Origin of the sequence: Pseudomonas sp. Sample_14, from assembly GCF_004307515.1 — a bacterium.
In the GTDB taxonomy this organism is placed as follows: domain Bacteria; phylum Pseudomonadota; class Gammaproteobacteria; order Pseudomonadales; family Pseudomonadaceae; genus Aquipseudomonas; species Aquipseudomonas atacamensis.
The window spans coordinates 1-24,735 of record NZ_RCOC01000045.1; the positions used below are offsets into that span (position 1 = coordinate 1).

At 59.7% G+C, this 24,735-nt stretch carries 26 protein-coding genes; 12 read left to right on the top strand and 14 right to left on the bottom strand.

Going from position 1 to position 24,735, the window contains the following annotated elements:
• The first annotated feature begins 327 nt into the window (after nucleotides 1–327).
• The gene (gene mprF / locus D8U61_RS10685) at nucleotides 328–2,967 is read left to right on the top strand and encodes a bifunctional lysylphosphatidylglycerol flippase/synthetase MprF (RefSeq protein WP_125918034.1); all 2,640 of its coding nucleotides are present in this window, start codon (nucleotides 328–330) and stop codon (nucleotides 2,965–2,967) included.
• On the top strand, nucleotides 2,967–4,262 hold the full coding sequence (locus D8U61_RS10690; RefSeq protein ID WP_130902016.1) for an AcvB/VirJ family lysyl-phosphatidylglycerol hydrolase: 1,296 nt from the start codon (nucleotides 2,967–2,969) through the stop codon (nucleotides 4,260–4,262). The genes mprF and D8U61_RS10690 overlap by 1 nt, the downstream gene beginning before the upstream one ends.
• Nucleotides 4,263–4,448: 186 nt before the next feature.
• Here D8U61_RS10690 and D8U61_RS10695 read toward each other — a convergent pair whose 3' ends face one another.
• Genes D8U61_RS10695 through D8U61_RS10705 form a run of 3 tightly spaced genes read right to left on the bottom strand, consistent with a single transcriptional unit; the run spans nucleotide 4,449 to nucleotide 6,596 of the window.
• On the bottom strand, nucleotides 4,449–5,132 hold the full coding sequence (locus D8U61_RS10695) for a serine/threonine protein phosphatase (protein ID WP_125925226.1): 684 nt from the start codon (nucleotides 5,130–5,132) through the stop codon (nucleotides 4,449–4,451).
• Complete coding sequence (locus tag D8U61_RS10700; RefSeq protein WP_123442998.1) at nucleotides 5,129–5,827, bottom strand: hypothetical protein; 699 nt, start codon at nucleotides 5,825–5,827, stop codon at nucleotides 5,129–5,131. Before D8U61_RS10700 ends, D8U61_RS10695 begins: the two co-directional genes overlap by 4 nt.
• A 1-nt stretch (nucleotide 5,828) precedes the next feature.
• The gene (locus tag D8U61_RS10705; protein WP_123442999.1) at nucleotides 5,829–6,596 is read right to left on the bottom strand and encodes a MarR family transcriptional regulator; all 768 of its coding nucleotides are present in this window, start codon (nucleotides 6,594–6,596) and stop codon (nucleotides 5,829–5,831) included.
• Nucleotides 6,597–7,070: 474 nt separating this feature from the next.
• Between D8U61_RS10705 and D8U61_RS10710 the strand changes: the two genes are divergently transcribed.
• On the top strand, nucleotides 7,071–7,397 hold the full coding sequence (locus D8U61_RS10710) for a DUF3077 domain-containing protein (RefSeq protein WP_024011889.1): 327 nt from the start codon (nucleotides 7,071–7,073) through the stop codon (nucleotides 7,395–7,397).
• A 195-nt stretch (nucleotides 7,398–7,592) separates the two neighbouring features.
• On the opposite strand, the gene D8U61_RS10715 is transcribed toward D8U61_RS10710, so the two are convergent.
• Nucleotides 7,593–9,494 (bottom strand): potassium transporter Kup, encoded by a 1,902-nt coding sequence (locus D8U61_RS10715; RefSeq protein ID WP_024011888.1) that lies wholly within the window; start codon nucleotides 9,492–9,494, stop codon nucleotides 7,593–7,595.
• Between the two features lie 289 nt (nucleotides 9,495–9,783).
• On the opposite strand from D8U61_RS10715, the gene rimO reads away from it, so the two are divergent.
• The 6 genes from rimO to tsaA all read left to right on the top strand — a co-directional run bounded on the left by rimO (nucleotide 9,784) and on the right by tsaA (nucleotide 15,069).
• Nucleotides 9,784–11,121 carry a 30S ribosomal protein S12 methylthiotransferase RimO gene (gene rimO / locus D8U61_RS10720; RefSeq protein WP_024011887.1) on the top strand — a complete coding sequence of 446 codons (1,338 nt, stop codon included), beginning with the start codon at nucleotides 9,784–9,786 and terminating at the stop codon, nucleotides 11,119–11,121.
• 218 nt (nucleotides 11,122–11,339) lie between these two features.
• The gene (locus D8U61_RS10730) at nucleotides 11,340–11,813 is read left to right on the top strand and encodes a GNAT family N-acetyltransferase (RefSeq protein WP_130926896.1); all 474 of its coding nucleotides are present in this window, start codon (nucleotides 11,340–11,342) and stop codon (nucleotides 11,811–11,813) included.
• 191 nt (nucleotides 11,814–12,004) lie between these two features.
• Nucleotides 12,005–12,715, top strand: a complete 711-nt coding sequence (locus D8U61_RS10740; RefSeq protein ID WP_024011885.1) for an rRNA pseudouridine synthase — start codon at nucleotides 12,005–12,007, stop codon at nucleotides 12,713–12,715.
• A 70-nt stretch (nucleotides 12,716–12,785) separates the two neighbouring features.
• Nucleotides 12,786–13,253 (top strand): DUF1456 family protein, encoded by a 468-nt coding sequence (locus D8U61_RS10745; protein WP_016771408.1) that lies wholly within the window; start codon nucleotides 12,786–12,788, stop codon nucleotides 13,251–13,253.
• Between the two features lie 180 nt (nucleotides 13,254–13,433).
• Entirely contained in the window at nucleotides 13,434–14,204 is a 771-nt protein-coding gene (locus D8U61_RS10750) for an SDR family oxidoreductase (RefSeq protein WP_130926897.1), read from the top strand.
• Nucleotides 14,205–14,370: 166 nt separating this feature from the next.
• Nucleotides 14,371–15,069 carry a tRNA (N6-threonylcarbamoyladenosine(37)-N6)-methyltransferase TrmO gene (gene tsaA / locus D8U61_RS10755; RefSeq protein ID WP_130926898.1) on the top strand — a complete coding sequence of 233 codons (699 nt, stop codon included), beginning with the start codon at nucleotides 14,371–14,373 and terminating at the stop codon, nucleotides 15,067–15,069.
• Between the two features lie 173 nt (nucleotides 15,070–15,242).
• Here tsaA and fpr read toward each other — a convergent pair whose 3' ends face one another.
• Nucleotides 15,243–16,022 (bottom strand): ferredoxin-NADP reductase, encoded by a 780-nt coding sequence (gene fpr, locus D8U61_RS10760; RefSeq protein ID WP_007908723.1) that lies wholly within the window; start codon nucleotides 16,020–16,022, stop codon nucleotides 15,243–15,245.
• Nucleotides 16,023–16,154: 132 nt separating this feature from the next.
• Here fpr and D8U61_RS10765 point away from each other — a divergent pair, with 132 nt between their 5' ends.
• The gene (locus D8U61_RS10765) at nucleotides 16,155–17,081 is read left to right on the top strand and encodes a LysR family transcriptional regulator (RefSeq protein ID WP_024011881.1); all 927 of its coding nucleotides are present in this window, start codon (nucleotides 16,155–16,157) and stop codon (nucleotides 17,079–17,081) included.
• Here D8U61_RS10765 and D8U61_RS10770 read toward each other — a convergent pair.
• From D8U61_RS10770 to D8U61_RS10780, 3 genes are all read right to left on the bottom strand, one after another.
• Nucleotides 17,078–17,440, bottom strand: coding sequence for a diacylglycerol kinase (locus D8U61_RS10770; protein WP_016771411.1), 363 nt, complete (start codon nucleotides 17,438–17,440; stop codon nucleotides 17,078–17,080). The genes D8U61_RS10765 and D8U61_RS10770 overlap by 4 nt on opposite strands.
• A gap of 73 nt (nucleotides 17,441–17,513) precedes the next feature.
• On the bottom strand, nucleotides 17,514–18,164 hold the full coding sequence (gene erdR / locus D8U61_RS10775; RefSeq protein WP_016771412.1) for a response regulator transcription factor ErdR: 651 nt from the start codon (nucleotides 18,162–18,164) through the stop codon (nucleotides 17,514–17,516).
• A gap of 223 nt (nucleotides 18,165–18,387) precedes the next feature.
• On the bottom strand, nucleotides 18,388–19,134 hold the full coding sequence (locus tag D8U61_RS10780) for a tRNA-uridine aminocarboxypropyltransferase (protein ID WP_125925221.1): 747 nt from the start codon (nucleotides 19,132–19,134) through the stop codon (nucleotides 18,388–18,390).
• A gap of 189 nt (nucleotides 19,135–19,323) precedes the next feature.
• Here D8U61_RS10780 and D8U61_RS10785 point away from each other — a divergent pair, with 189 nt between their 5' ends.
• A complete protein-coding gene (locus tag D8U61_RS10785; protein ID WP_007908738.1) occupies nucleotides 19,324–19,749 on the top strand; it encodes a PA3611 family quorum-sensing-regulated virulence factor in 426 nt (141 codons plus the stop codon).
• Here D8U61_RS10785 and D8U61_RS10790 read toward each other — a convergent pair whose 3' ends face one another.
• The gene (locus D8U61_RS10790) at nucleotides 19,750–19,947 is read right to left on the bottom strand and encodes a hypothetical protein (protein WP_016770569.1); all 198 of its coding nucleotides are present in this window, start codon (nucleotides 19,945–19,947) and stop codon (nucleotides 19,750–19,752) included.
• Nucleotides 19,948–20,288: 341 nt separating this feature from the next.
• Here D8U61_RS10790 and D8U61_RS10795 point away from each other — a divergent pair, with 341 nt between their 5' ends.
• Nucleotides 20,289–21,404, top strand: coding sequence for a TIGR00730 family Rossman fold protein (locus D8U61_RS10795; RefSeq protein WP_130902021.1), 1,116 nt, complete (start codon nucleotides 20,289–20,291; stop codon nucleotides 21,402–21,404).
• A 59-nt stretch (nucleotides 21,405–21,463) separates the two neighbouring features.
• On the opposite strand, the gene recX is transcribed toward D8U61_RS10795, so the two are convergent.
• The 5 genes from recX to D8U61_RS10820 all read right to left on the bottom strand — a co-directional run bounded on the left by recX (nucleotide 21,464) and on the right by D8U61_RS10820 (nucleotide 24,716).
• The gene (gene recX / locus D8U61_RS10800; RefSeq protein ID WP_041478085.1) at nucleotides 21,464–21,934 is read right to left on the bottom strand and encodes a recombination regulator RecX; all 471 of its coding nucleotides are present in this window, start codon (nucleotides 21,932–21,934) and stop codon (nucleotides 21,464–21,466) included.
• 8 nt (nucleotides 21,935–21,942) lie between these two features.
• Entirely contained in the window at nucleotides 21,943–23,001 is a 1,059-nt protein-coding gene (gene recA / locus D8U61_RS10805; protein WP_024011876.1) for a recombinase RecA, read from the bottom strand.
• A gap of 83 nt (nucleotides 23,002–23,084) precedes the next feature.
• Nucleotides 23,085–23,585: a CinA family protein gene (locus tag D8U61_RS10810; protein WP_038861108.1), complete on the bottom strand. Its 501-nt coding sequence runs from the start codon at nucleotides 23,583–23,585 to the stop codon at nucleotides 23,085–23,087.
• A gap of 67 nt (nucleotides 23,586–23,652) precedes the next feature.
• A complete protein-coding gene (locus D8U61_RS10815; RefSeq protein ID WP_130926899.1) occupies nucleotides 23,653–24,171 on the bottom strand; it encodes a lysis system i-spanin subunit Rz in 519 nt (172 codons plus the stop codon).
• Nucleotides 24,150–24,716 carry a glycoside hydrolase family 19 protein gene (locus D8U61_RS10820; RefSeq protein ID WP_125925218.1) on the bottom strand — a complete coding sequence of 189 codons (567 nt, stop codon included), beginning with the start codon at nucleotides 24,714–24,716 and terminating at the stop codon, nucleotides 24,150–24,152. Before D8U61_RS10820 ends, D8U61_RS10815 begins: the two co-directional genes overlap by 22 nt.
• Nucleotides 24,717–24,735 lie beyond the last annotated feature (19 nt).

Here is a 24,735-nt window from a genome sequence, read left to right on the forward strand (position 1 = left end):
GGGCTCATAACCCGAAGGTCGTCGGTTCAAATCCGGCTCCCGCAACCAAACATCAAAAAAGGCTACTCGAAAGAGTGGCCTTTTTTGTATCTGTTGAAAAAGTCCTTTCGCAACAATGATCTGTCACTGTGCAGTGAACCGCTGGGGATCATCAGAACCACTGACTTGCGACTATGCTTGAGTCGCAGACAGGGTTTCTGCAATCCAGGAACTGCCCTCGCCGATGCCCGACGAGAGGCGTAGTATTTTGTGATTATTTTTTTCTACAGGGATTGGTAACTTGGCTGGATACCTCCATCCTGTCGCGCACAATCCAAGAGGTGATTGATGCGCGCCAACTCGTCTGATCCACAAGACACCGTTACAGCAGAACAACCGATCAAACCCGAGCGTTTGCGCTGGCTGGATCGATTAAGCAAATACCGTCAGCCGATCGGTCTGGCCGTCACGTTGCTGCTGTTTGCCATTGCCCTGATTGCCTGCCGCCATCTGCTCGCCGAGCTTGATCTCGACGCATTGCATGACTCGATTCTTGACGTGCCGAAGCCCGCCCTGCTTGGCGCCATTGGCGCGACCGTGGTCGGTTTCATCATTCTGCTCGGCTATGAATGGTCGGCCAGCCGCTACGCTGGCGTGAAACTGCCGCCGCGCACCCTCGCGCTCGGCGGCTTCACTGCATTTGCGATTGGCAATGCCATTGGTCTGTCGCTGCTGTCCGGCGGCTCGGTTCGTTATCGTTTATATGCGCGACTGGGCGTCGGTGCGTCGGAAGTTGCGCACATGACGCTATTTGCCAGCCTCTCGCTGGGCTGCGCCTTGCCGCCACTGGCAGCGCTGGCCACCCTGAGCAACCTGCCCGCCGCCTCGCAAGCGCTGGGACTGTCCGAAGTCTTGCTCGGCTCGGTCGCCGCTGCCGTACTGATCCTCGGTGCAGTGCTGGCGATCGGCATCTATCGCCGTCGTCTGCCGGAACAACCCTACCCCGACAATCTGCTGGTCCGTGCCGGGCGGCGCACCCTGCGTCTGCCGGGTCGGCGCCTGACCTTTCTTCAACTCGTAATCACCGCCCTCGACGTCGCGGCTGCCGCCACCGTTCTGTATTTGTTGCTGCCGGAAGCGCCGCCGTTTGCGCCGTTCCTGCTGGTGTACCTGCTGGCCCTCGCCGCCGGTGTCCTCAGTCATGTACCTGGCGGCGTCGGTGTGTTCGAGGCGATTCTGCTCGCCGCGTTTGCCGACAAGCTTGGCGCCGCACCGCTGGCCGCTGCCCTACTGCTGTATCGCCTGATCTACGTGGTGCTGCCGCTGCTGGTCGCTTGCGTATTGCTGCTGATCAACGAAGGCCAGCGCCTGTTCCAATCCCAGACCATGCGCGCCGCGTCCGGTCTGGCCGCGCCGGTTCTGGCGGTGCTGGTGTTTCTGTCTGGCGTGGTGCTGCTGTTTTCCGGCGCCACACCGGAAATCGACACGCGTCTGGAACACATCGGTTTTCTGATCCCGCATCGCCTGGTCGACGCGTCGCACTTCGGCGCCAGCCTGATTGGCGTTTTGTGTCTGTTGCTCGCCCAAGGTCTGCGCCGACGCCTGTCGGCGGCGTGGATGCTGACCGTCATTCTGCTGCTGGTCGGCGCCCTGCTCTCGCTACTCAAAGGCTTCGACTGGGAAGAAGCCACGCTGATGACGTTTACGGCCGCGCTGCTCGGCGTGTTCCGCCGCTCCTTCTATCGCCCGAGCCGTTTGACCGAACTGCCGTTTTCTCCGCTGTATCTGGTCGCCAGTCTCTGCGTGCTGGGCGCTTCGGCCTGGTTGCTGCTGTTCGCCTATCAGGACGTGCCCTACAGCCATCAATTGTGGTGGCAGTTCACCCTCGATGCTGACGCGCCGCGTGGCCTGCGCTCGCTGCTCGGCGCGGCGGTGTTGCTGGTGATCATCTCCCTGACCTGGTTGCTGCGCACCGCGCGCCCGGTGATTCATTTGCCGACGCCGGACGAACTGGATCGCGCGGCAAAAATCCTCATGGCCTCGTCACAACCCGACGGCGGCCTCGCGCTGACCGGTGACAAGGCGTTGCTGTTTCATCCCAACGATGAGGCGTTCCTGATGTACGCCCGTCGTGGCCGCAGTCTGGTGGCGCTGTACGACCCGATCGGGCCGAGCCAGCAACGTGCGGAAATGATCTGGCAGTTCCGCGACCTTTGCGACATCCACCATACGCGCCCGGTTTTCTATCAGGTACGTGCGGAGAACCTGCCGTACTACATGGACATCGGCCTGACGGCGATCAAGCTCGGCGAAGAAGCCCGGGTCGATCTGCTGCGCTTCGATCTGGAAGCCAAGGGCAAGGAGATGAAGGACCTGCGCTACACCTGGAACCGTGGCACCCGCGATGGTCTGTCGCTGGAAATCCATGAGCCGGGCCAGGCGCCGATGGACGAGCTGAAGGTGATTTCCGATGCCTGGCTGACCGGCAAGAACGTGCGTGAGAAAGGCTTCTCCCTCGGCCGTTTCAGCGACGATTACCTGAAGCATTTCCGCATTGCGGTGATTCGCTTCGAAGGCCGCCCGGTGGCGTTCGCCAATCTGCTCGAGACCTACAGCCACGATCTGGCCAGTCTCGATCTGATGCGCGCGCACCCGGAAGCGCCGAAGCTGACCATGGAATTCATGATGGTCGGCCTGATTCAACACTATAAGAGTCACGGATACGCGCGCTTCAGCCTGGGCATGGTGCCGTTGTCGGGGCTGCAACCCCGGCGCGGCGCACCGCTGACCCAGCGCCTGGGCTCGATGGTTTTCCGCCGTGGTGAGCAGCTGTACAACTTCCAAGGTTTGCGCCGTTTCAAAGACAAGTTCCAGCCTGACTGGGAACCCCGTTATATGGCCGTGCCCGCCGGACTCGATCCGCTCGTGGCGCTGGCCGACACTGCTGCCCTGATCGCGGGCGGCTTGACTGGATTGGTGAAACGCTGATGATTCAACGCTCCCTGAAGTACATCCTGGCCGCCCTGCTCGTGCTGGCCGTGATTGCCGGCGGCGGTTACTGGTACCTCAAACGCCCGGCACCGGAACCGACCGTCGAACAACTGAAACCCGCCGATGGCACAGCCATGACCCGCGTGATCCCCGGCAGCAAGCCGAAGGCTCAGGTGCTGGTTGCCGTCACCGACGAACAGAAGCTCTCCGAGAAACAACTGACCACCCTCAGCCGCAGCGCCTCGGCGCAGATCGTTCAGGTGATCCTGCCCAAGGACTGCCTGCTGCAAAGCCGTGCCCTGCAATCGGGCCTGCGCGAATTGAATGGCCCGGCCACCCTGGTCAGCGGCATCGGCCCTGGCGCCGTACTGGCGTGGCGCTGGCTGGCGGAACAGAAAGACGACAAGGCCCAGGCCATCTCCGTCGATCTGGCCCTGGAAAAACCCGGCTGCACCCACCTGCTGCCGAAATCCGCCGCCCACGGCCACTGGCTGGTGGCGTGGAACGATAACCCGGACGACGCCAGCGCAGGTTTCGTACGCGATCAACCAAACGCCGAAACCAGCATCAGCGACTACGACATCAATCTGCCGCAAGTGCTGAACAACGAACTGCGCAAAATCCTCGTCGGCGGCGACAAGGCCAACGGCGGTCTGGCGATCCCGGTCGTGGAAGTGCCGGCCGGTCAGGCCAACGACACCGTGACCCTGTTCCTCTCCGGCGACGGCGGCTGGCGCGACCTCGACCGCGACGTGGCCGGGGAAATGGCCAAGATCGGCTACCCGGTGGTCGGCATCGATACCTTGCGCTACTACTGGCAGCACAAAAGCCCCGAGCAAAGCGCGCTCGACCTCACCGAACTGATGCAGCACTACCGGCAGAAATGGGGCACCAAGCGTTTCATCCTCACCGGCTACTCGTTCGGCGCTGACGTCCTCCCGGCGATCTACAACCGCCTGCCAGAAAACGAACAGCAACGCGTCGACGCGATCATCCTGCTCGCCTTCGCCCGCACCGGCAGCTTTGAAATCGAAGTCGAAGGCTGGTTGGGTAACGCCGGCAAAGAAGCCGCCACCGGCCCGGAAATGGCCAAACTGCCGGCGGCCAAGGTTGTGTGCATCTATGGTGAAGAAGAGACGGATGAGAGTGGCTGCACGGACAAGACTGCTGTTGGTGAAGCGGTGAAACTGCCTGGTGGCCACCACTTCGACGAGAACTACCCGGCGCTGGCCAAGCGTCTGGTGGACTTGATCGAGAAGCGCCAGAGCAAGGACTCGGTCGCCGAAGAGTGATCTGAGCCGCATCCACAAAAGGCCCCCACAACTTCGCAGTTACGGGGGCTTTTTACATTCCAGCCGCCACCAAAATCCCTGTGGGAGCGAGCTTGCTCGCGAAGCGGTGGGTCAGTTTACAGATTCGTCGACTGACACTACGTCTTCGCGCTCCCACAGGGTATTGTGCCGGACTCAGACAACTCGTCAGTCCCGCCGGCCAAGCTGAACATCTATCCACGTGACATCATCGTCGCCAACGCTAAAGTCGCTATCCGGCGCCGCCAACAAACTGCTTTGCTGGACTTGCGTCAAGTCCGCCCAAAAGCCATCAGTGACAAATACCAAGCGCTCAACAGCCTCCAGTTCACACCAAACAAAGTCAGGGTTCGGAACCCGGTTGATCTTCAAGCATCGCGTTACTGAATTTCGAGCTGGATCTTGCGCCAACTCACAGTGCGAACGGTCGCGCCGCCAATTGGCCTTGCAGTGAGGAGGCGTAATCCACTCGATGGCTCCCAACAGCGTCACAATCCCGCATGAACAGTCACCTTCGTATGCAACGGTGAGTCGGCCATGAGCGACCAAGCCAATCAGGTAACAGATGGCTCCCGTCTGATCAGCAGGCAACGACGCATGAAAATCCGACAGTATTGAACCCAATAGACGCTCGATAGCTCCGGGTTCTGCAGGATAGCCCCCCTGCTCCAACTGTGTAGAATGAGCCGCCAACATGCCGCTTACGAAGCATTCAGCCAGCTGTCCACTGCCGCGCCTTGAAGTGCCATCCGCGACAACAAAAAAACCACGGTCACCCTCACAGGTAGCTCCGGCATAGTCATTATTTGCTCTGCTGGCTTGCCCAGTGATTGATCGGGAGAGGTATCTCATGCGCTGGCCAGCGCTTTCATACGCCTGTGAATAATCTGCCCTCTGCCTGGATTCGCCTGCACCGAGCCTGAACTTTCGATCACGTAGCCAACCCCATCGAGCGCCATCAGCTTCTGGACTCCCTCTGTAATGAATGCCTTGAGGTCCTTGTCAGCCTGGACCACCTCCTCCAACAGCTCAGGCCGACCATCGATCAAGATGATCATATCCTCGACATCCTTGTGATAAGGATCGCCATTTCCCCGACCGGCGAAAGCTTCCAGTTTCGTCGCGAGAAAATACGCGGGCTGGAATATCTGGATGGCAGTGCCGCTGGGCAGGGTGAATTTATCCGCCCTCGCCAGCCCCTCGACGAACCAGCGGTTGGCATAGCCGAGCACTGCAGGGTCGGAAGGCATGACATCCACGACAACGTCATTGAAGCGAAAACGACAATTCACCTCGTCCTCACCCGTGATCTTGAATCCCTTGGCCGCCAGCCGTTCGGTGAGTTGGTTCCAGGCGCTGATACCGGCCAACTCGATCACTAGATCAACGTCATCAGTGAAACGAATGTCGTCCAGCACGGCTGTATCTGTAACCAGCATGGCGGTTGTGCAACCGCCAACAAAAGCAACTTCGGCGAGAAACGCCTCGCCCAAGCCTCCAGCCACGAACTCAATGAGTTCGTAGTTGTGATCCGCGTTTGACGACATGTTATTTCAGCCCCATCCCTGCCTTCAGAATACTGATTGCCACACCACACTCACGCGGACCACCCAGACGGATTGCATCAGCGAGCGCCAGATAGTGGTAAAGAATCCGGTCTTTTTTCACCGCTTCCGGCACTGTTTTGTAAAGCGGCTCGATCGCTTGGCCTCGCTCGGTTCCCTGCGCATCCGGCCAGACCGGAATCAAACCACCCGCACTCTTGATGCTTTTGGACAGCGCAGGCGCTGCAAAACCTGTGGGTATGCCACGAACCATCGCGCCAGGCTTGACCGGGAAGAAGTACTTCAGCGCGTGCTCGGTAATTTTCAGCAGTTCCCGGCGGTGCACTTTGGCAAGCCCGGTGTCGTAATCATGAATGAGCAATCCAGATTCCCGGCACCGGGCGAGAGCATTTGAGACTTCGCTTTTGCTCAGTCCGAGAGAGGCAGACAGCGCACGTAAGGAGTACCGATCACTCCAACTTGTCAGCGGTGGATCAGATGCCGGTTCCGCCCATCCCTCCCAACCTGGCCCATCAGCGAAAGGCGAGTCGAATTCGCGGCGCAGGAAGAGAGTGTCTTCCCCATCAGTGGAATAGGTGACCAATGGCTTCCCCACACTTTGCCCTGCGGTCATTCGGCTGACGACATAAGGCCTGAGCAGCTCTTCGACCCTGTCCGAATTCGATTCGGCCTCCATCTCCCCCATGAGGTTCTCTTCCTGAGCGTGGAGACTGGCCATTTTGAACAATAGTAAAATGTCTTGACTCTTCATTTAGATCAAAACCTCAAGTGTCCACATTCCATAAAACGTGGACACTTGTCTCACTACCGAGGCCGGGTCGTCAAGCCCTTGGGTAAATCACTAATCGCTGCATACCTTGCCCGCATATCGTCATGGCTGTGTTCGTGTCAGACGTTTAGTATCGTTTACTTCCAGTTTCGCAATATCAGATGACGCCCACAGACCTTGTAGGCAAACTCCGAAACTCGTGTTCGGGCGCTTTGCCGCTCTATTGCGCTGTTTTTCGACGGGATACTCTCCGGACGTCGCTGACCCATTCAGCGATCGGGTGTGGTAACCCGGAGAAACCATCGCAACAGCGCGCTCCTCAAGTTATGGCGGCTGTGCGTGGGACGCTTTCGGGCGTGCCGGTTTCCTTGGTTCCCGGTTTACCACCCTGCGTACAGTTGCCTCCCTTTCGCGTGGTAACGAAAGTCGCGGCACTTCGAACCAAGGAGTAACACGATGACCGAAACTGATCTGCACGGACTTGCAAACGCTAAAACCATCGGCTTCACCCCTTTCCTCTACAACTCGGATCGAGCGTTCTTCAACGTCCGCGCCGGCATCCCGATCATCGATGCCTTGTCCCAATCCTCCGACCTGCTGTCCCTCGCCAAATCCTTCGCCGAGGACGCTGCCTTCATAAGAGACACCGACCGCCATGCCTGGGCGGCGCATTATCTGACGGTGATGGGCAAAGCCTTGATTGATGATGTGATTCAAGCGCTGATGCCGCGACCTGCTCGCACAAAGACCGAATCTGAAGAAGAATTGCCTGAAAGCCACTAACACCACAGAACCCTTGTGGGAGCGAGCTTGCTCGCGAATGCGGAGGGTCAGTTAACAGATTGTCGACTGACACTACGCCTTCGCGAGCAAGCTCGCTCCCACAGGGGATTTGCGTGGGTTCGAGGTTTATGTGCGGGCACAAAAAAGCCCCCGCCAGCCTTGAAGCTGACGGGGGCTTTTCAGTTGAAGCGAGGCTTACATTTCCACCTGCGTCCCCAACTCGATCACTCGGTTCAACGGCAGATTGAAGAACCGCAAATTGCCATTGGCATTCTTCAACATGAACGCAAACAGCGCCTCACGCCAACGCGCCATGCCTTCCAGTTTCGAGGCAATCACCGTTTCGCGGCTGAGGAAGTAGGTTGTGCGCATCGGGCTGAAGTCCAGATCATCCAGATGACACAGCTTCAGCGCTTGCGGCACGTCCGGCTCGTCGGTGAAACCAAAGTGCAGGATCACCCGGAAGAAACCCTCTCCGTGCGCTTCGACCTCGAAGCGCCGCGATGGCGGTACGCGCGGGATGTCTTCGTAGACCACCGTCAGCAACACCACTTGCTCATGCAGCACCTGGTTATGCAGCAGGTTGTGCAACAAGGCATGGGGCACGGCGTCGGAGCGGGCGGTGAGGAACACGGCGGTGCCCTGTACGCGATGCGGCGGTTGCACGCGGATGCTGCTGATGAAGATCGGCAGCGGCAGCGCGCCTTCGTCGAGGCGTTCGACCAGCAGTTGTTTGCCGCGCTTCCAGGTGGTCATCAGCACGAACAGGGCGATACCGGCGATCACCGGGAACGCGCCGCCCTGAACGATCTTCGGCACATTGGCGGCGAAGTACAGACCGTCCACCAACAGGAAGCCAAGCAACACCGGCACCGCGAGGATTGGTGGCCATTTCCACAGCAGCAGCATGACCGCCGACACCAGAATGGTAGTCATCAGCATGGTGCCGGTCACTGCCACGCCGTAGGCCGAGGCCAGTGCACCGGAAGATTCGAAGCCCAGCACCAACAGGACCACGCCGACCATCAGCGCCCAGTTCACCGCACCGATGTAGATCTGGCCCTGCTCGTCGCTGGAGGTGTGCTGGATGTACATGCGCGGGATGTAACCGAGCTGGATCGCCTGACGGGTCAGGGAGAACGCGCCGGAAATCACCGCTTGCGAGGCGATCACCGTGGCCAGGGTCGAAAGGCCGACCAGCGGAATCAGCGCCCAGCTCGGTGCCAGCAGGTAGAACGGGTTACGCGCTGCGTCAGGGTTTTCCAGCAGCAATGCGCCCTGGCCGAAGTAGTTGAGCACCAGCGCCGGCAGCACCAGCAGGAACCAGGCGCGAGCGATCGGCTTGCGGCCGAAGTGGCCCATGTCGGCGTACAGCGCTTCGGCGCCGGTCAGCGCCAGCACTACCGCGCCGAGGATCGCTACGCCCATGCCCGGGTGCACGACGAAAAAATTCACCGCCCACATCGGGTTCAGCGCGTGCAGCACTTCCGGGGTGTGGCTGATGCCGTACACACCGAGGGCGCCGAGGACGAGGAACCAGGTGACCATGATCGGCCCGAACAGAATGCCGATCCGCGCGGTACCGTGGCGCTGAATCAGAAACAGCGCGACCAGCACGACCAGCGACAGCGGCACCACCCAGTGATCGATGCCTTCAAACGCCAGGCCGAGGCCTTCAATCGCCGACAGCACCGAAATGGCCGGGGTGATCATGCTGTCGCCATAGAACAGCGCCGCGCCGATCAGCCCGCACACCACCAACAACGTGCGCAGGCGCTTGCGCCCCGCCGCTGCCCGCCGTGCCAGTGCCGTCAGGGCCATGATGCCGCCCTCGCCCTGGTTGTCGGCGCGCAGGACGAACATCATGTATTTGATCGAGACCACCCAGATCAGCGACCAGAAGATCAACGACAGAATGCCGAGCACACCGTCGTGATTGACCGGCACACCATAACCGCCGGAAAACACTTCCTTGAGGGTGTACAACGGGCTCGTGCCAATGTCGCCATAAACCACCCCGACCGCCGCGACCAGCATGCTCAGCGGTCTGCTTGCCGAACCCTCGGCGCCCGCCGCATGACTACTTGCCTGACCCATCCAACACTCCTGATCTCGATACCGGCTTCTTTGAAGGAAGCACTATGCTTTGAGTTGCAGCATGCGCTGTTTTACCTGTTGTTACAGACCAATGATTGACTGCACGAAATCGGTAAAGCTCAACGGCGCGAAGCATAGCGCAGCACTCGTCGTATTTCCCCGTATAAAGCTGGTCAAGTGCGTTGCCCGCCGCTAGAATTGCGCACTTTTTGATCAGAGGCGCATCTCAAGCGCCCATCCGTCGGCTTGCGCATCAAGCAAGCGACGTCACAAAACACCGAGGTTAGACATGTCCACCACTCCTGCGCCGGCCAATCCAAAGGTTGGCTTTGTATCTCTGGGTTGCCCGAAAGCACTGGTCGACTCCGAGCGCATCCTGACCCAGCTGCGCATGGAAGGTTATGACGTGGTGTCCACCTATCAGGACGCCGACGTTGTAGTCGTCAACACCTGCGGCTTCATCGATTCGGCCAAGGCTGAATCTTTGGAAGTAATCGGTGAAGCGATCAAGGAAAACGGCAAGGTCATCGTCACCGGTTGCATGGGCGTGGAAGAAGGCAACATCCGCGACGTACACCCGAGCGTGCTCGCCGTGACCGGTCCGCAGCAGTACGAGCAAGTGGTCAACGCCGTGCACGAAGTGGTGCCGCCGCGTCAGGATCACAACCCGCTGATCGACCTGGTGCCGCCGCAAGGCATCAAACTGACCCCACGCCACTACGCCTACCTGAAGATTTCCGAAGGCTGCAACCACAGCTGCTCGTTCTGCATCATCCCGTCGATGCGCGGCAAACTGGTCAGCCGTCCGGTCGGTGATGTGCTCGACGAAGCTCAGCGCCTGGTGAAATCCGGCGTCAAAGAGCTGCTGGTGATCTCGCAAGACACCAGCGCTTACGGCGTTGATGTGAAATATCGCACCGGCTTCTGGAACGGCGCGCCGGTGAAAACCCGCATGACCGAGCTTTGCGAGGCGCTGAGCACGCTGGGCGTCTGGGTCCGCCTGCACTACGTTTATCCGTACCCGCACGTCGACGAGCTGATTCCACTGATGGCCGCCGGCAAGATCCTGCCGTACCTGGATATCCCGTTCCAGCACGCCAGCCCGAAAGTCCTGAAATCGATGAAACGCCCGGCGTTCGAAGACAAGACCCTGGCGCGCATCAAGAACTGGCGCGAAATCTGCCCGGACCTGATCATCCGTTCGACCTTCATCGTCGGCTTCCCGGGCGAAACCGAAGAAGACTTCCAGTACCTGCTCAACTGGCTGACCGAAGCCCAGCTCGACCGCGTCGGCTGCTTCCAGTACTCGCCGGTTGACGGCGCACCAGCGAATGATCTGGATCTGGAAGTGGTACCGGACGACGTCAAGCAGGATCGTTGGGAGCGCTTCATGGCGCACCAGCAGGCGATCAGCTCGGCACGCCTGCAAATGCGCATCGGTCGTGAGATTGAAGTGCTGGTGGACGAGGTTGACGAACAAGGTGCGGTCGGCCGTTGCTTCTTCGACGCCCCGGAAATCGATGGCAACGTGTTTATCGACAATGGCAGCAACCTGAAGCCGGGCGACAAGGTCTGGTGCAAGGTGACTGATGCCGACGAATATGATTTGTGGGCTGAGCAGATCTAAGCACCGCAAAATACCTGTGGGAGCGAGCCTGCTCGCGAATGCGCTGGGTCAGTCGCTGTAAATATTGCCTGACACAATGCCTTCGCGAGCAGGCTCGCTCCCACAGGGGGATAGCGCTGTATCCAGAAGCCCCGCTCTTTTCCGAGATACGGGGCTTTTTTGCGGCTATCGTTTAGCGGGGGACGGACTCCCTTGAACCGCACAAGAGGCACACGCACATGCGTCAGCATTCGGTCATTCACACACCGAAAATCAGCGATTACGAAGAACTGACCCGGGTCTGGGAGGCCTCGGTCCGTGCGACTCACCAGTTCCTGCCGGACAGCTACATCGAGCTGCTGCGCAATCTGGTGCTCACCCGCTATCTCGATGCGGTCATGCTGATCTGCACCAAGGACCGCCAGCAGCGCATCACCGGGTTTGCCGGTGTGGCGGCGGGCAAGATTGAAATGTTGTTCATCGATCCTGATCATCGTGGTCAGGGACTGGGCAAGCAATTGCTGCGCTATGCGATCGAACGGCTCAATGCCGATGAACTCGACGTCAATGAGCAGAACCCGCAAGCCTTGGGCTTTTATGAAAAGCAGGGATTTGAAGTGATCGGCCGCTCCGAGGTCGATGGCATGGGCCAGCCGTATCCGCTGCTGCATATGCGCTTGCGGCAGTCCCCACAGCGCTCAAGCAACGGCTGACACACCATGGACCCCCTGTGGGAGCGAGCCTGCTCGCGAATGCGGTGTATCAGTCACTGCATACATAGACTGGCAGGACGCCTTCGCGAGCAGGCTCGCTTCCACATTGAATATAGCGCCTGCAAATGGAACCGGGCTTAACCGCTTCCACACAGGTACAATGCCCACCCCTTTTTTGTTACGGCCCCGTCATGACTGACCCGATTCGCCTCTCCAAACGCCTCATCGAACTGGTCGGTTGCTCCCGCCGGGAGGCCGAGCTGTTCATCGAGGGCGGCTGGGTCACCGTGGACGGCGAAGTCATCGATGAGCCGCAATTCAAGGTCGGCGAGCAAAAGGTCGAGCTCGACAAGGACGCCAAGGCCACTGCGCCGGAGCCGGTGACCATCCTGCTCAACGCGCCCGCCGGCATGGATGTCGACAGCGCCATGCAAACGCTCAGCGCCGAAACTCTCAGCGAAGAGCACCGCTACGGCAAGCGTCCGTTGCGCGGGCATTTCCTGCGCCTGACCGCCAGCGCCGACCTGCAGCCCAAGGCCAGCGGCCTGCTGGTGTTCACCCAGGACTGGAAAATCCTGCGCAAGCTCACCGCCGACGCGGCGAAGATCGAGCAGGAATACATCGTCGAAGTCGAAGGTGAGATGGCTGCCCACGGCCTCAACCGCCTGCAACACGGCCTGACGCACAAGGGCAAGGAGCTGCCGCCGGTCAAGGCCAGCTGGCAGAACGAAAACCGTCTGCGCTTCGCCATGAAAAACCCGCAGCCGGGAATCATTGCGCAGTTCTGCGAAGCGGTTGGCCTGAAGGTCATCGGCATCCGTCGCATCCGCATCGGCGGCGTGTCGATCGGCAAGGTCCCGGTTGGCCAATGGCGCTACCTGTCCGGCAAAGAGAAGTTCTAGAACTTCCACTGCCGCCCCACATTCCGGCAGCGCTTACGAGCGCTGCCCACAACGCATCAGGAATACCGACATGGTTCATAACGACGTACTGCGCAGCGTGCGCTACATGCTCGACATCAGCGACAAGAAAGTTGTCGAGATCATCAAACTGGGCGGCATGGACGTCACGCTCGCCGATGTCATCACCTGGCTCGACAAGAAAGAAGAAGACGAAGAAGGCTTCGTACGCTGCCCGGACGAAGTCATCGCGCACTTCCTCGACGGTCTGGTGATCTTCAAGCGCGGCAAGGACGAAAGCCGTCCGCCGCAACCGATCGAAGTGCCGGTGACCAACAACATCATTCTGAAAAAACTGCGCGTGGCCTTCGAACTGAAAGAAGACGACATGCACGCGATCCTCAAGGCCGCCGAGTTTCCGGTATCCAAGCCTGAACTGAGCGCGCTGTTCCGCAAGGTCGGCCACACCAACTATCGCCCGTGTGGCGACCAGTTGCTGCGTAACTTCCTCAAAGGGCTCACGCTGCGCGTTAGAGCGTAAAGCAGCTACAAGCTGCAAGCTGCAAGCTGCAAGCTGCAAGTTAGCCCCTGCTTTAACTTGCCGCTTGTGGCTTGCAACTCGAAGCTGGCCGCATGGCACCTCATTCCCTGCAAAAATAATGGCTCCGCTTTTCGCAGCTGACGACTAGGGTGGACTGATCCCTAATCTTCAGGACTCGCCATGCATCCCTACTTTTCCCTGCAAGGCCGCACCGCTCTGGTGACCGGCGGCACCCGTGGTATCGGCAAGATGATCGCCAAGGCGTTCGTCGAGGCCGGCGCCCATGTCTACGTGTGCTCGCGCGACGTCGAAGCCTGCCATCAAACCGCCGAAGAACTTGGCGCGCTGGGCAGTTGCCACGGCGTGGCGGCGAATCTGGCGACCGAAGAAGGCGTGCGGGAACTGGCCGCGCGCCTGAGCGAGCAGATCACTCATGTGGACATTCTGGTGAACAACGCCGGCACCACGTGGGGCGCGCCGCTGGAGAGTTATCCGGTCAAGGGCTGGGAAAAGGTCATGCAGCTCAACGTGACGTCGGTGTTCAGTTGCATCCAGCAGTTTCTGCCGTTGCTGCGCAGGGCTGGCTCGGCGGCGAATCCGGCGCGGATCATCAATATCGGTTCTGTGGCGGGGATTTCTTCATTTGGCGAGCAGGCGTATGCCTATGGGCCGAGCAAGGCCGCCCTGCATCAGTTGTCGCGCATTCTGGCGCGAGAACTGGTGAGCCAGCACATCAACGTCAACGTGATTGCGCCGGGACGGTTTCCGAGCAAGATGACCCAGCATATTGGTAATGATGAGCAGGCGTTGGCTGAGGATACGGCGCTGATTCCGATGAAGCGCTGGGGGCGTGAGGAAGAGATGGCGGCGCTGGCGATCAGCCTGGCGAGTACGGCGGGGGCTTATATGACCGGGAACATCATTCCGCTGGATGGAGGGTTCAGTCTGTAGGTCGGCGGTGCGGCATTCGCGAGCAGGCTCGCTCCCACAGGGATTTCATACACGACGCAGCTACATTGTGGGAGCGAGCCTGCTCGCGAAGAGGCCAGCCCTGTCACCACCAGACTTGAAGCGAGCCGGGTTATCATGCCCGCCCTACCCGCTTCGATCCCAGACCATGACTTACAGCGTCTCCCCCATCGGCTTCGTGCGCTCCTGCTTCAAGGAGAAGTTCGCCATCCCCCGCCAGCCGCAACTGGCACCGGCCGCCCGTGGCGTGCTGGAACTGGTCGCGCCGTTCGATCAGGGTGACGCCGTGCAGGGGCTGGAACAGGTCAGCCATGTGTGGCTGTTGTTTCTGTTCCACCAAGCCCTGGAAGACAAGCCGCGCCTGAAAGTGCGCCCGCCTCGCCTGGGCGGCAACAAGTCGATGGGCGTGTTCGCCACCCGCGCCACGCACCGGCCAAACGGCATCGGCCAATCGGTGGTGAAGCTGGACAAAATCGAAGGCAATCGCCTGTTTATTTCCGGCATCGATCTGCTCGACGGCACGCCGGTGCTGGATATCAAACCCTATGTGCCGTATGCCGACATCATCCCTGGGGCGACCAATGACATCGCCAGCGCCGCGCCGCAGCTGATCGACGTGCAGTGGGCGGATTCAGCCTTGAAACAAGCGCACACCCACGCTCAGCGGCTTGAAGAGCCATTGGTTGAGCTGATTGAACAATGTCTGGCTCAGGATCCGCGCCCGGCGTATCAGACACCGGCACCGGAACGTGAATATGGTGCGCAGTTCTGGGACCTGGACGTGCGCTGGCATTACCCGACGCCCGAACAGATCCGCGTGCTGGAAGTCATCCCGGCCGAGGCATAAAGCCCGCAAACGAAAAAGCCCGCGCTGCCTTCTCAGGCAACGCGGGCTTTTACTCTCACACCGAAAAACCAACTGTGGGAGCGAGCCTGCTCGCGAAGGCGTCGTGTCATGCAACATCAACGTTGATGACAGACCGCATTCGCGAGCGGGCTCGCTCCCACAGGTATCGCAGGTTATTTTTCGACGAACGCACGCTCGATCAGGTAATCACCCGGCTCGCGCATCCGCGCCGAGATCTTCAGGCCGAAGCTGTCGAGCACTTCGCTGGTCTCGTCGAGCATGCTCGGGCTGCCGCAAATCATCGCGCGGTCGTCCTGCGGGTTGATCGGTGGCAGGCCGATGTCGCTGAACAGCTTGCCGCTGCGCATCAGGTCAGTCAGGCGGCCCTGATTCTCGAACGGCTCGCGGGTCACGGTCGGGTAGTAGATCAGCTTGTCACGCAGCGCCTCGCCGAAGAACTCGTTCTGCGGCAGGTGCTCGGTGATGAACTCGCGGTAGGCGACTTCGTTGACGTAGCGCACACCGTGAACCAGGATCACTTTCTCAAAACGCTCGTAGGTTTCCGGGTCCTGAATGACGCTCATGAACGGCGCCAGACCGGTACCGGTGCTCAGCAGGTACAGGTGCTTGCCCGGGTTCAGGTCATCAAGAACCAGCGTGCCGGTAGGCTTCTTCGAGATGATGATCTCGTCGCCTTCCTTCAAGTGCTGCAACTGGGACGTCAGCGGACCGTCCTGCACTTTGATGCTGAAGAACTCGAGATGCTCTTCCCAGTTCGGGCTGGCGATCGAGTAAGCGCGCATAAGCGGGCGGCCGTTGGGCTGTTGCAGGCCGATCATCACGAACTGACCGTTCTCGAAGCGCAGGCCCGGATCGCGGGTGCACTTGAAGCTGAACAGAGTGTCGTTCCAGTGATGAACACTGAGGACACGCTCGTGGTTCATGTTGCTCATGTACGTTTGACTCCTGGAGATTGGTCTGCGCGGCTCAATGAGGCTCAACGTGCGCAATTGCATCGCATTCTAATAGCGACGACAATATCTGTTAACTGGATTATTAAGATAAGGGTTATCGGTTATATCGATATGCGATTTACTCTCCGTCAACTGCAAGTTTTCGTCGCCGTCGCCCAGCAGGAAAGCGTATCCCGTGCTGCGGGTCTGCTCAACCTCTCGCAATCGGCGGCCAGCACTTCGATCACCGAGCTCGAGCGCCAGTCCAGCTGCCAGCTGTTCGACCGCGCCGGCAAACGCCTGAGCCTCAACGCCCTGGGCAAACAACTGTTGCCGCAAGCGGTCGCCCTGCTCGACCAGGCCAAGGAAATCGAAGACCTGCTCAATGGCAAATCCGGTTTCGGCTCTCTATCAGTGGGGGCGACGCTGACCATAGGCAACTATCTGGCCACCCTGCTGATCGGCAGCTTCATGCAGCGCCACCCGGAAAGTCAGGTCAAGCTGCACGTGCAGAACACTGCCAATATCGTGCAGCAGGTCGCCCACTACGAAATTGATCTGGGTCTAATCGAAGGCGATTGCAGCCACCCGGACATCGAAGTGCAGAGTTGGGTCGAGGATGAGCTGGTGGTGTTTTGTGCGCCGCAGCATCCGTTGGCCAAGCGCGGCAGTGCGACGATGGAAGAACTGACCCATGAGGCATGGATTCTGCGGGAACAGGGTTCCGGCACGCGGCTGACCTTCGACCAGGCCATGCGCCACCATCGCAGCGCGCTGAACATTCGTCTCGAGCTGGAACACACCGAAGCGATCAAGCGCGCAGTGGAATCAGGGCTGGGGATTGGCTGCATTTCGCGGCTGGCGCTGCGCGATGCCTTCCGGCGCGGCAGTCTGGTGCCGGTGGAGACGCCGGATCTGGACCTGGCCCGGCAGTTCTATTTCATCTGGCACAAACAGAAATACCAGACCTCGGCCATGCGCGAGTTTCTCGAGCTGTGTCGCGCTTTCACCGCCGGGGTGCAGCGCAGCGACGAGATCGTCTTGCCGACCATCGCTTAAAGCAGAATCACCGCCCACACCAGTCCGATCATGCTCAGCGCCACGAATTGCGCGGCGCTGCCCATGTCCTTGGCGTTCTTCGACAGCGGATGCAATTCCAGCGAGATGCGGTCAATGGCCGCTTCCACCGCCGAATTCAGCAGCTCGACAATCAGCGCCAGCAAGCAAACCGCGATCAACACCGCCTGCTCGACCCGGCTGACATTAAGGAAGAATGTCAGCGGAATCAGCACCACGTTGAGCAGCACCAATTGGCGGAATGCCGCTTCGCCAGTGAAGGCGGCGCGCAGGCCATCGAGCGAATAGCCGGACGCGTTGAGGATGCGTTTCAGGCCGGTCTGGCCCTTGAAAGGTGACATAAGAAAGAAACCAGCCAAAAAGGTGTGGGGAAGCTAGATCAACGAAAGTCAAAAAAGCGTGAAACGCCAGCCATCACTGGCTCGGAATTGACTCAAGTTGTTGCAGCAGTAAAGCCGCTTGCGTGCGGGTGCGCACGTTCAATTTGCGAAAGATCGCCGTGACGTGGGCCTTGATGGTCGCTTCCGACACGCTCAGCTCATAAGCGATCTGCTTGTTCAGCAGACCTTCGCAGACCATGGTCAGCACGCGGAACTGTTGCGGCGTCAGGCTGGCGAGGCCATCGCTGGCGGCTTTCGCTTCATCCGACACACTCACCGCTTCGAACGCTTGCGGCGGCCAGAACACGTCGCCATCGAGCACCTTGCGCACCGCTTCCTGAATCACGCTCAGATCGCTGGATTTGGGAATGAAGCCACTGGCGCCGAACTCGCGGGATTTGACCATCACCGAAGCTTCTTCCTGGGCAGAGACCATCACCACCGGAATCTGCGGATACTGCCCGCGCAGCAGCACCAGCCCGGAAAAACCATAGGCGCCGGGCATGTTCAGATCCAGCAGGACCAGATCCCAGTCAGCCTTTTCGGTCAGGCGCGCTTCCAGTTCGGCGATGCTCGCCACTTCCACCAGTCGCACGTCCGGGCCAAGGCCCAGCGTCACCGCTTGGTGCAGGGCGCTGCGAAACAGGGGGTGATCATCGGCAATCAGGATGTCGTATGTGGCCATTTTTCAAATGATCCTGTTTTTGATGGCAGACGCGGTAGATTCCGGTCTGGCCAAAGCAACTCGAGGCAGCGGTTGGAAGCGATATCCACAGGGGCACGTTCGACGCCAATCAACAGCAAACACGGCGTCTCAAACCTTGGCCGCACCCTAATCGGCGCCAAGCATGCCCAGCGCAGCCGGGGTGGTCAAGCAAGATGGCCAGCGCTGTGGACAGTATGGGCCACTATCGGGCCAACTCCGGCTGCGGCTTTCGTATATAGGGCAGCAGCTCGGTGTGAGCGGGGGTTGATTCATTCATGTCCAGTTGCTGCTTGGCACCGAGGTAATGCTGGCTGAACACATCGAAATAGGCGTCCAGCGCCGAGGCGGCATCGCTGTCACCGGCCAGTTCCAGGCACAACGCCGCGACTTCGGCGGTGCACAGGTGCTCGCTGCGGGTCGAACGGCGCAGGCGATAGCGCGAGAGTTTGTCGGGCAGCAGGCTGAGGATCGGCAAGCGGTCGAAATACGGACTCTTGCGAAAGATCTTGCGCGCCTCGGTCCAGGTCGCATCCAGCAGTATGAACAGCGGGCGCTTGCTGCTATTGACTGTCACCGTGTTGGTCACCCGCGACGGTTCGACATACTCACCCGGAAACACCAGATACGGCTGCCACTGCGGATCGTTGAGCAGTGCAAGCATCTGCGGGTCGGGCTCGGTGCGTGACCAGATGAACGCATGGTTGTCGCGCACCACATCGGCAATCAGCCAACCGGTGTTGCTTGGCTTGAACACTTCCTTGCCGGTCATGATCAGGCACACGCCAGAACGGGTGTCGACGCTTGGCCGCCACGCGCACAGGCAATGACTGATAATGACCCGGCAATCGCGGCAACGCTCGGAGCGAAAGCCGCGCGCCTGAATCGGCTTGATACCTTCGTCCTCGCGCTGATCGCGCAGGCGGGCCACGGCGTTGGGGGCATGGTTCATCGCAGGCAACACCGGCAGACAGGGAAACTCGACACGAATGACACTCGGCAGGGCAATAAAGGCCGGCAGTTTACCAGAGCGACGGCCACAAGCCTGTACCGTCCAGACCGGCTCACCTATAATTCGCCGCCACTGAACGCACCGCCCCGTGACGGGTCGAACCACCAGTCACCGAATCAGGAGAGTTTCATGCTGCGCCTTATCGTTCCCACCGCTGCCATTCTGCTGGCGTCGTCCTTTACCGCTCAGGCTGCGTCCCTGAGTGAGCAGAATCTGAACCGAGAGCTGCGCAACGTCGCCGCCCAAAGCAGCGTCGGCACGCCACGGGCGATCAATGAAGACATTCTTGATCAAGGCTACACCGTCGAAGGCACACAGCTGATCAACCATCTGAGCGTGCAAAAGAGCCACGCCGACAAGATGCGCGCCGATCCCAAGGCTGTGTATTTCCAGTTGGGCGCGTCGGTGTGCAACAACCCGTCGTACCGCAAGCTGATGGCCAAGGGCGCGATCATGCGTTACGACTTCACCGAAGTGAAAACCAACAAAGCGATCGGCTCGGCCAGCTATCAGGAATCCGATTGCCCGAAAGCCGCGCCAGCGAAAAAGAAGTAATCAGCGCGAAGCCTTGGCGCGCCGCTGTTCATCCTCGGCGCGCAGTTCCGCCACTAGCGCCTGCAGATAGCGCGAGCGGCGTTCGCCGCCGGCCAATCGTCGGCAGCACTCTTCTTCGAGACTCAATTGATGCGTCTCGGCCGACTCCTGCAACATTCGATACAGCTGAGTATCGATCTCCAGAACCACTCTGACCATGCATCCCGCCTCCTTGCCACCCACGAATCCTTGAATTGCCTGGCCTTGCGCAAACGCAAGGTTGTCTTGCGACGTCTGTATTTGAGTAAATCAGAGTGATGGCCCTTTGCGATACGTTCAGACGAGCGGCGGGGCTTTGGCGCAAATCAGTAAGCGGTTGCCAGGCAAAACGTTACAGCGCACTGTTCAAGTCAGCGCGAATGCGTGCGAGGGTCTAGATTGAGAGTATTCCCGTTCATTCGTTAACGGCAGAAATGGAACTGCCGGCCCTGTGTGTTTTTGCAGTGCGACCCGGACGCTGGTTGTCAGGGCTAACCGCTCTGTACAGAAGGAGACGTTGAATGCCTTATCAACCGAATGACCTCTTGAGCCGTCATTTTCAAGAAAGCGGCGACCTCATCAGCCAGGTCGAAGCCCAACTCAACCGTGTTTCCACCGACAGCCCGAACATCCCCATCTACCGCGACATGATCCTCACCGTGCTGCGCATGGCTCAGGAAGACCACAACCGCTGGAACGCCAAGATCACCCTGCAAGCCCTGCGTGAACTGGAGCAGGCGTTCCGCGTGCTCGAACAATTCAAGGGCCGGCGCAAAGTCACCGTTTTCGGTTCGGCACGCACGCCGGTGGAACATCCGCTATACGCGATGGCCCGCGAACTCGGCGCAGCGCTGACGCGTGCGGACATGATGGTCATCACCGGCGCCGGCGGCGGCATCATGGCCGCCGCCCACGAAGGAGCCGGTCGAGATCACAGCTTGGGTTTCAACATCACCCTGCCCTTCGAACAACATGCCAACCCCACCGTCAACGGCACCGACAATCTGTTGCCCTTCCACTTTTTCTTCACCCGAAAACTGTTCTTCGTCAAAGAGGCAGACGCGCTGGTACTGTGCCCGGGCGGTTTCGGCACCCTTGATGAAGCGCTGGAAGTGCTGACGCTGATTCAGACCGGCAAAAGCCCATTGGTGCCGGTGGTGTTGCTGGATGTTCCGGGCGGTAACTTCTGGCAGGGAGCGCTGGACTTCATCCGCAATCAGCTGGAAGAAAACCGCTATATCCTGCCGACCGATATGAAGTTGATGCGACTGGTTTACAGCGTTGAAGACGCGGTGAACGAGATCAATCAGTTCTATAGCAACTTCCACTCCAGTCGCTGGCTCAAGCGGCAGTTTGTGATTCGCATGAACCACAAGCTCAGCGACCAGGCGCTGGCTCAGATGCAGGAGGAATTCGCTGATCTGTGCCTGAGCGACGAGTTTCATCAACACGCCTACAGCGGTGAAGAACACGACGATGCACAGTTCAGCCATCTGGCACGGCTGGCGTTTGCCTTCAATGGCCGTACCCATGGTCGTCTGAGGGAGTTGGTGGACTTCATCAATCTGCCGGAAAACTGGGCCGATTCAAAACCGCCCACTGCACAACGCTCACGCGAGCCTTTCAACGTAATTTGAAGGCAAAAAAAAGGCCCGCTATTTTCTAAAAAATAGCGGGCCTTTTTTGTTGGCTCGGTCTAATCGTCCATCCCTCGACCGCTGAACAAGCGGTTGATCATCTCCATCGAGAACCCCCGATACGCCAGAAACCGGCCTTGCCTGGCCCGTTCTTTCGCATCAATCGGTAAATGTCCGGAGAACTTGCGTTGCCACGTATCCTGAAGCTGCGCCTGCCAATTGATACCGCTTTCGCGCAGGGCGATTTCGATATCGGTACGTTGCAAACCCCGCTGGCTGAGCTCCTCGCGAATTCGCAGGGGGCCATAGCCGGAACGGGCACGGTAGGAGACAAAACTTTCAAGGTAACGGGCTTCGGAAAGCAGCCCCTCTTCCGTCAAACGGTCGAGGGCTGTTTCGATCAGCTCCGCCTCGGCGCCGCGCTGACGCAGCTTACGCGTCAACTCGACTCGACCATGCTCGCGACGTGCGAGCAGGTCCATGGCGGTTCGCCGCACCGCGACGAGGGTATCCAGTACGGCGGTGGTCATCGCCGGTATCAGAGGTCAGCGTCGGCCAGGTCGTCTTCGGTCTCTTTGACCGCCGAAGCCTTGGAGTCCGCGATCACCGCTGGCGACAGCAGCTTGTCACGCAGCTGCTTCTCGAGCTTCGCGGCAATTTCCGGGTTGTCCGCCAGGAACTTGGCCGAGTTGGCCTTGCCCTGACCGATCTTGGTGCCTTCGTAGGCGTACCAGGCGCCGGACTTCTCGACAAAACCGTGCAGCACACCCAGGTCGATCATCTCGCCGTTGAGGTAGATGCCTTTGCCGTAAAGAATCTGGAACTCGGCCTGACGGAACGGCGAAGCCACCTTGTTCTTCACAACCTTGACACGGGTTTCGCTGCCGACCACTTCGTCGCCTTCCTTCACCGCGCCAGTACGGCGGATGTCGAGACGAACCGAGGCGTAGAACTTCAGCGCGTTACCACCGGTGGTGGTTTCCGGGCTGCCGAACATCACGCCGATCTTCATACGGATCTGGTTGATGAAGATGACCAGGCAGTTGGCGTTCTTGATGTTACCGGTGATTTTACGCAGCGCCTGAGACATCAGACGTGCTTGCAGGCCGACGTGCATGTCGCCCATTTCACCTTCGATTTCAGCCTTCGGTACCAGTGCCGCCACGGAGTCGACGATGATCACGTCAACGGCGTTGGAGCGCACCAGCATGTCGGTGATTTCCAGGGCCTGTTCGCCGGTGTCCGGCTGGGAAACCAGCAGATCATCGACGTTGACGCCCAGCTTGCCGGCGTACTCTGGATCGAGCGCGTGTTCGGCGTCGACGAATGCGCAGGTCGCGCCGGCTTTCTGCGCCTGGGCGATCACGGACAAGGTCAGTGTGGTTTTACCGGAGGATTCAGGACCGTAGATTTCAACAATACGGCCTTTTGGCAGACCGCCGATGCCGAGTGCGATATCCAGACCCAGAGAGCCAGTAGAGATGGCCGGGATCGCCTGACGGTCCTGATCGCCCATACGCATTACGGCACCCTTGCCGAATTGACGTTCGATCTGACCCAGGGCCGCAGCCAAGGCTTTCTTCTTGTTGTCGTCCATTAAAGTCCTCACGTAATCAATAAGGCCTGACGGCCAACACCTGTATAAGTAGCCAGTATTATTCCACAGCGTTCGAAGATCGCCTACCCCTGATTTTCGATTTCTCGTGCCGCTAGTCGCACAAGTCCCTCTAGCGCGGCCTTCACCGTTTGTCGGCGGACTTCATCACGGTTGCCGGGGAAGTGCTGAACCTCACTGTAAACCTCGTCGCCAACACCCCAGGCCAGCCATACCGTGCCGACTGGCTTGTTCGGTGTGCCACCGTCGGGGCCGGCGACACCGCTGACCGCCACGGCAAAATGCGCCAGGCTGTGCTGCTGCGCACCGCGCACCATGGCCTCGACCACTTCGCGACTGACCGCCCCTACCGTCTCGAACAAATCGCCCGGCACATCCAGCTGCCGGGTCTTCTGCCGATTGGAATACGTCACGTACCCCGCTTCAAACCAGGCCGAACTGCCCGGAATCCGCGTAATCGCTTCGGCGATACCGCCACCGGTACAGGACTCGGCGGTGGTGACATGGGCATTGAGCACTTGCAGACGCCGGCCCAGTTCTGCAGCCAGTTGGGTGGTCTCTTTCACGGCGAGCTCCAGATCGTGTGGAATGCCTTCACCGTACACGAGCCGGCCATGCTTTCAATACACAGAATCATTCAAGATGTTCGGGCGCCAACGCTCTGACATAGGCCTGACAGGCCTGCAACGCAATCAATCCACGGTCGCCGGTGTCGGTGATGGCGATAATTCGTTGAGCATGCGCCGGGTCAAGTCGGGCGCGTACGGTTGCAGAATCCACGCCGCCGGTGCCGGCGGTGGCTGGCAGCGCACAGCCGTGGGCAACGTCGTCGGCGTCGAGAAGGACTGACAGCCGCACATCGGCAGTAGCAAGGCGATCGCGCAGGCGATCCTGATCACGTTGGGCATCGCTCAGCGCTCGATAATGGGTTTGTTCACTGGCCGCGAGCAGCTGCTCCAGCGCCAGGCGTTTGTCCTGCTCGGCCTGTTGTGCGGTCGCGGCGGTGTGCGTCAGTTGATTGAGGGATTCGGCGTTTAACCGCGCCTGCTCGGCCAATTGCCGCCCGTAACGCCAGTCCTGAAACTGCCACGCCGCGGCGAAAGCCCCCGCCACCAGCAACAACAGGCCAATCACCCGCCAGGAGCCGGACATAGCACCGCCCTCGCCCGTGCCCAGATCTCGAGTCGATCCTGCAAGCCGTTCAACCCGCCGTTGATCCGCCGGGTGATGGTGTTGAACTGGTCCGCGTCGGCCAGTTCGTTCAAGCCCTTCTGCGCCCAGAACCACGCCGCCGATTCGGCCGCCCACTGCGGTTGTTCGAGCAGTTCGGGCAACGACAACAGACGCTCATCACCAAACAAGCCGAGACTGCACTGACGATAATTTGCCCGGCCGGTGATCTGAATCAGTCCACGCCCGCGATACTTTTGCCCGTCGCCGTCGGCTTCCGGAGTATTGCCCAGACGCAGCGCCAGCGTGCCGGTGTCGTATTTGCTCAGGTACTGGTTGTTGCCCAGTTCGCGCACGTAGCGCAACTGTCCCGACTCGTGGCCGACCTGTGCGAGGAACGCCGCTATACGTTTCGGCGTATCGATGCGATGTCTGGCCATCGCGGTGTTGAGGGCCGAAACGAAAACGCCCGCTTGGGAGCGGGCGGTGGGCATGATGTCGACAAGGTGTTTTTCAGTTAATTGCATGATGCTTGATCCTCCCTGG

Coding starts and splice junctions, on each gene's coding strand:
- mprF (WP_125918034.1), top strand. CDS start 328: ATGCGCGCCAACTCGTCTGATCCACAAGACACCGTTACAGCAGAACAA.
- D8U61_RS10690 (WP_130902016.1), top strand. CDS start 2,967: ATGATTCAACGCTCCCTGAAGTACATCCTGGCCGCCCTGCTCGTGCTG.
- D8U61_RS10695 (WP_125925226.1), bottom strand. CDS start 5,132: ATGAGATACCTCTCCCGATCAATCACTGGGCAAGCCAGCAGAGCAAAT.
- D8U61_RS10700 (WP_123442998.1), bottom strand. CDS start 5,827: ATGTCGTCAAACGCGGATCACAACTACGAACTCATTGAGTTCGTGGCT.
- D8U61_RS10705 (WP_123442999.1), bottom strand. CDS start 6,596: ATGAAGAGTCAAGACATTTTACTATTGTTCAAAATGGCCAGTCTCCAC.
- D8U61_RS10710 (WP_024011889.1), top strand. CDS start 7,071: ATGACCGAAACTGATCTGCACGGACTTGCAAACGCTAAAACCATCGGC.
- D8U61_RS10715 (WP_024011888.1), bottom strand. CDS start 9,494: ATGGGTCAGGCAAGTAGTCATGCGGCGGGCGCCGAGGGTTCGGCAAGC.
- rimO (WP_024011887.1), top strand. CDS start 9,784: ATGTCCACCACTCCTGCGCCGGCCAATCCAAAGGTTGGCTTTGTATCT.
- D8U61_RS10730 (WP_130926896.1), top strand. CDS start 11,340: ATGCGTCAGCATTCGGTCATTCACACACCGAAAATCAGCGATTACGAA.
- D8U61_RS10740 (WP_024011885.1), top strand. CDS start 12,005: ATGACTGACCCGATTCGCCTCTCCAAACGCCTCATCGAACTGGTCGGT.
- D8U61_RS10745 (WP_016771408.1), top strand. CDS start 12,786: ATGGTTCATAACGACGTACTGCGCAGCGTGCGCTACATGCTCGACATC.
- D8U61_RS10750 (WP_130926897.1), top strand. CDS start 13,434: ATGCATCCCTACTTTTCCCTGCAAGGCCGCACCGCTCTGGTGACCGGC.
- tsaA (WP_130926898.1), top strand. CDS start 14,371: ATGACTTACAGCGTCTCCCCCATCGGCTTCGTGCGCTCCTGCTTCAAG.
- fpr (WP_007908723.1), bottom strand. CDS start 16,022: ATGAGCAACATGAACCACGAGCGTGTCCTCAGTGTTCATCACTGGAAC.
- D8U61_RS10765 (WP_024011881.1), top strand. CDS start 16,155: ATGCGATTTACTCTCCGTCAACTGCAAGTTTTCGTCGCCGTCGCCCAG.
- D8U61_RS10770 (WP_016771411.1), bottom strand. CDS start 17,440: ATGTCACCTTTCAAGGGCCAGACCGGCCTGAAACGCATCCTCAACGCG.
- erdR (WP_016771412.1), bottom strand. CDS start 18,164: ATGGCCACATACGACATCCTGATTGCCGATGATCACCCCCTGTTTCGC.
- D8U61_RS10780 (WP_125925221.1), bottom strand. CDS start 19,134: ATGAACCATGCCCCCAACGCCGTGGCCCGCCTGCGCGATCAGCGCGAG.
- D8U61_RS10785 (WP_007908738.1), top strand. CDS start 19,324: ATGCTGCGCCTTATCGTTCCCACCGCTGCCATTCTGCTGGCGTCGTCC.
- D8U61_RS10790 (WP_016770569.1), bottom strand. CDS start 19,947: ATGGTCAGAGTGGTTCTGGAGATCGATACTCAGCTGTATCGAATGTTG.
- D8U61_RS10795 (WP_130902021.1), top strand. CDS start 20,289: ATGCCTTATCAACCGAATGACCTCTTGAGCCGTCATTTTCAAGAAAGC.
- recX (WP_041478085.1), bottom strand. CDS start 21,934: ATGACCACCGCCGTACTGGATACCCTCGTCGCGGTGCGGCGAACCGCC.
- recA (WP_024011876.1), bottom strand. CDS start 23,001: ATGGACGACAACAAGAAGAAAGCCTTGGCTGCGGCCCTGGGTCAGATC.
- D8U61_RS10815 (WP_130926899.1), bottom strand. CDS start 24,171: ATGTCCGGCTCCTGGCGGGTGATTGGCCTGTTGTTGCTGGTGGCGGGG.
- D8U61_RS10820 (WP_125925218.1), bottom strand. CDS start 24,716: ATGCAATTAACTGAAAAACACCTTGTCGACATCATGCCCACCGCCCGC.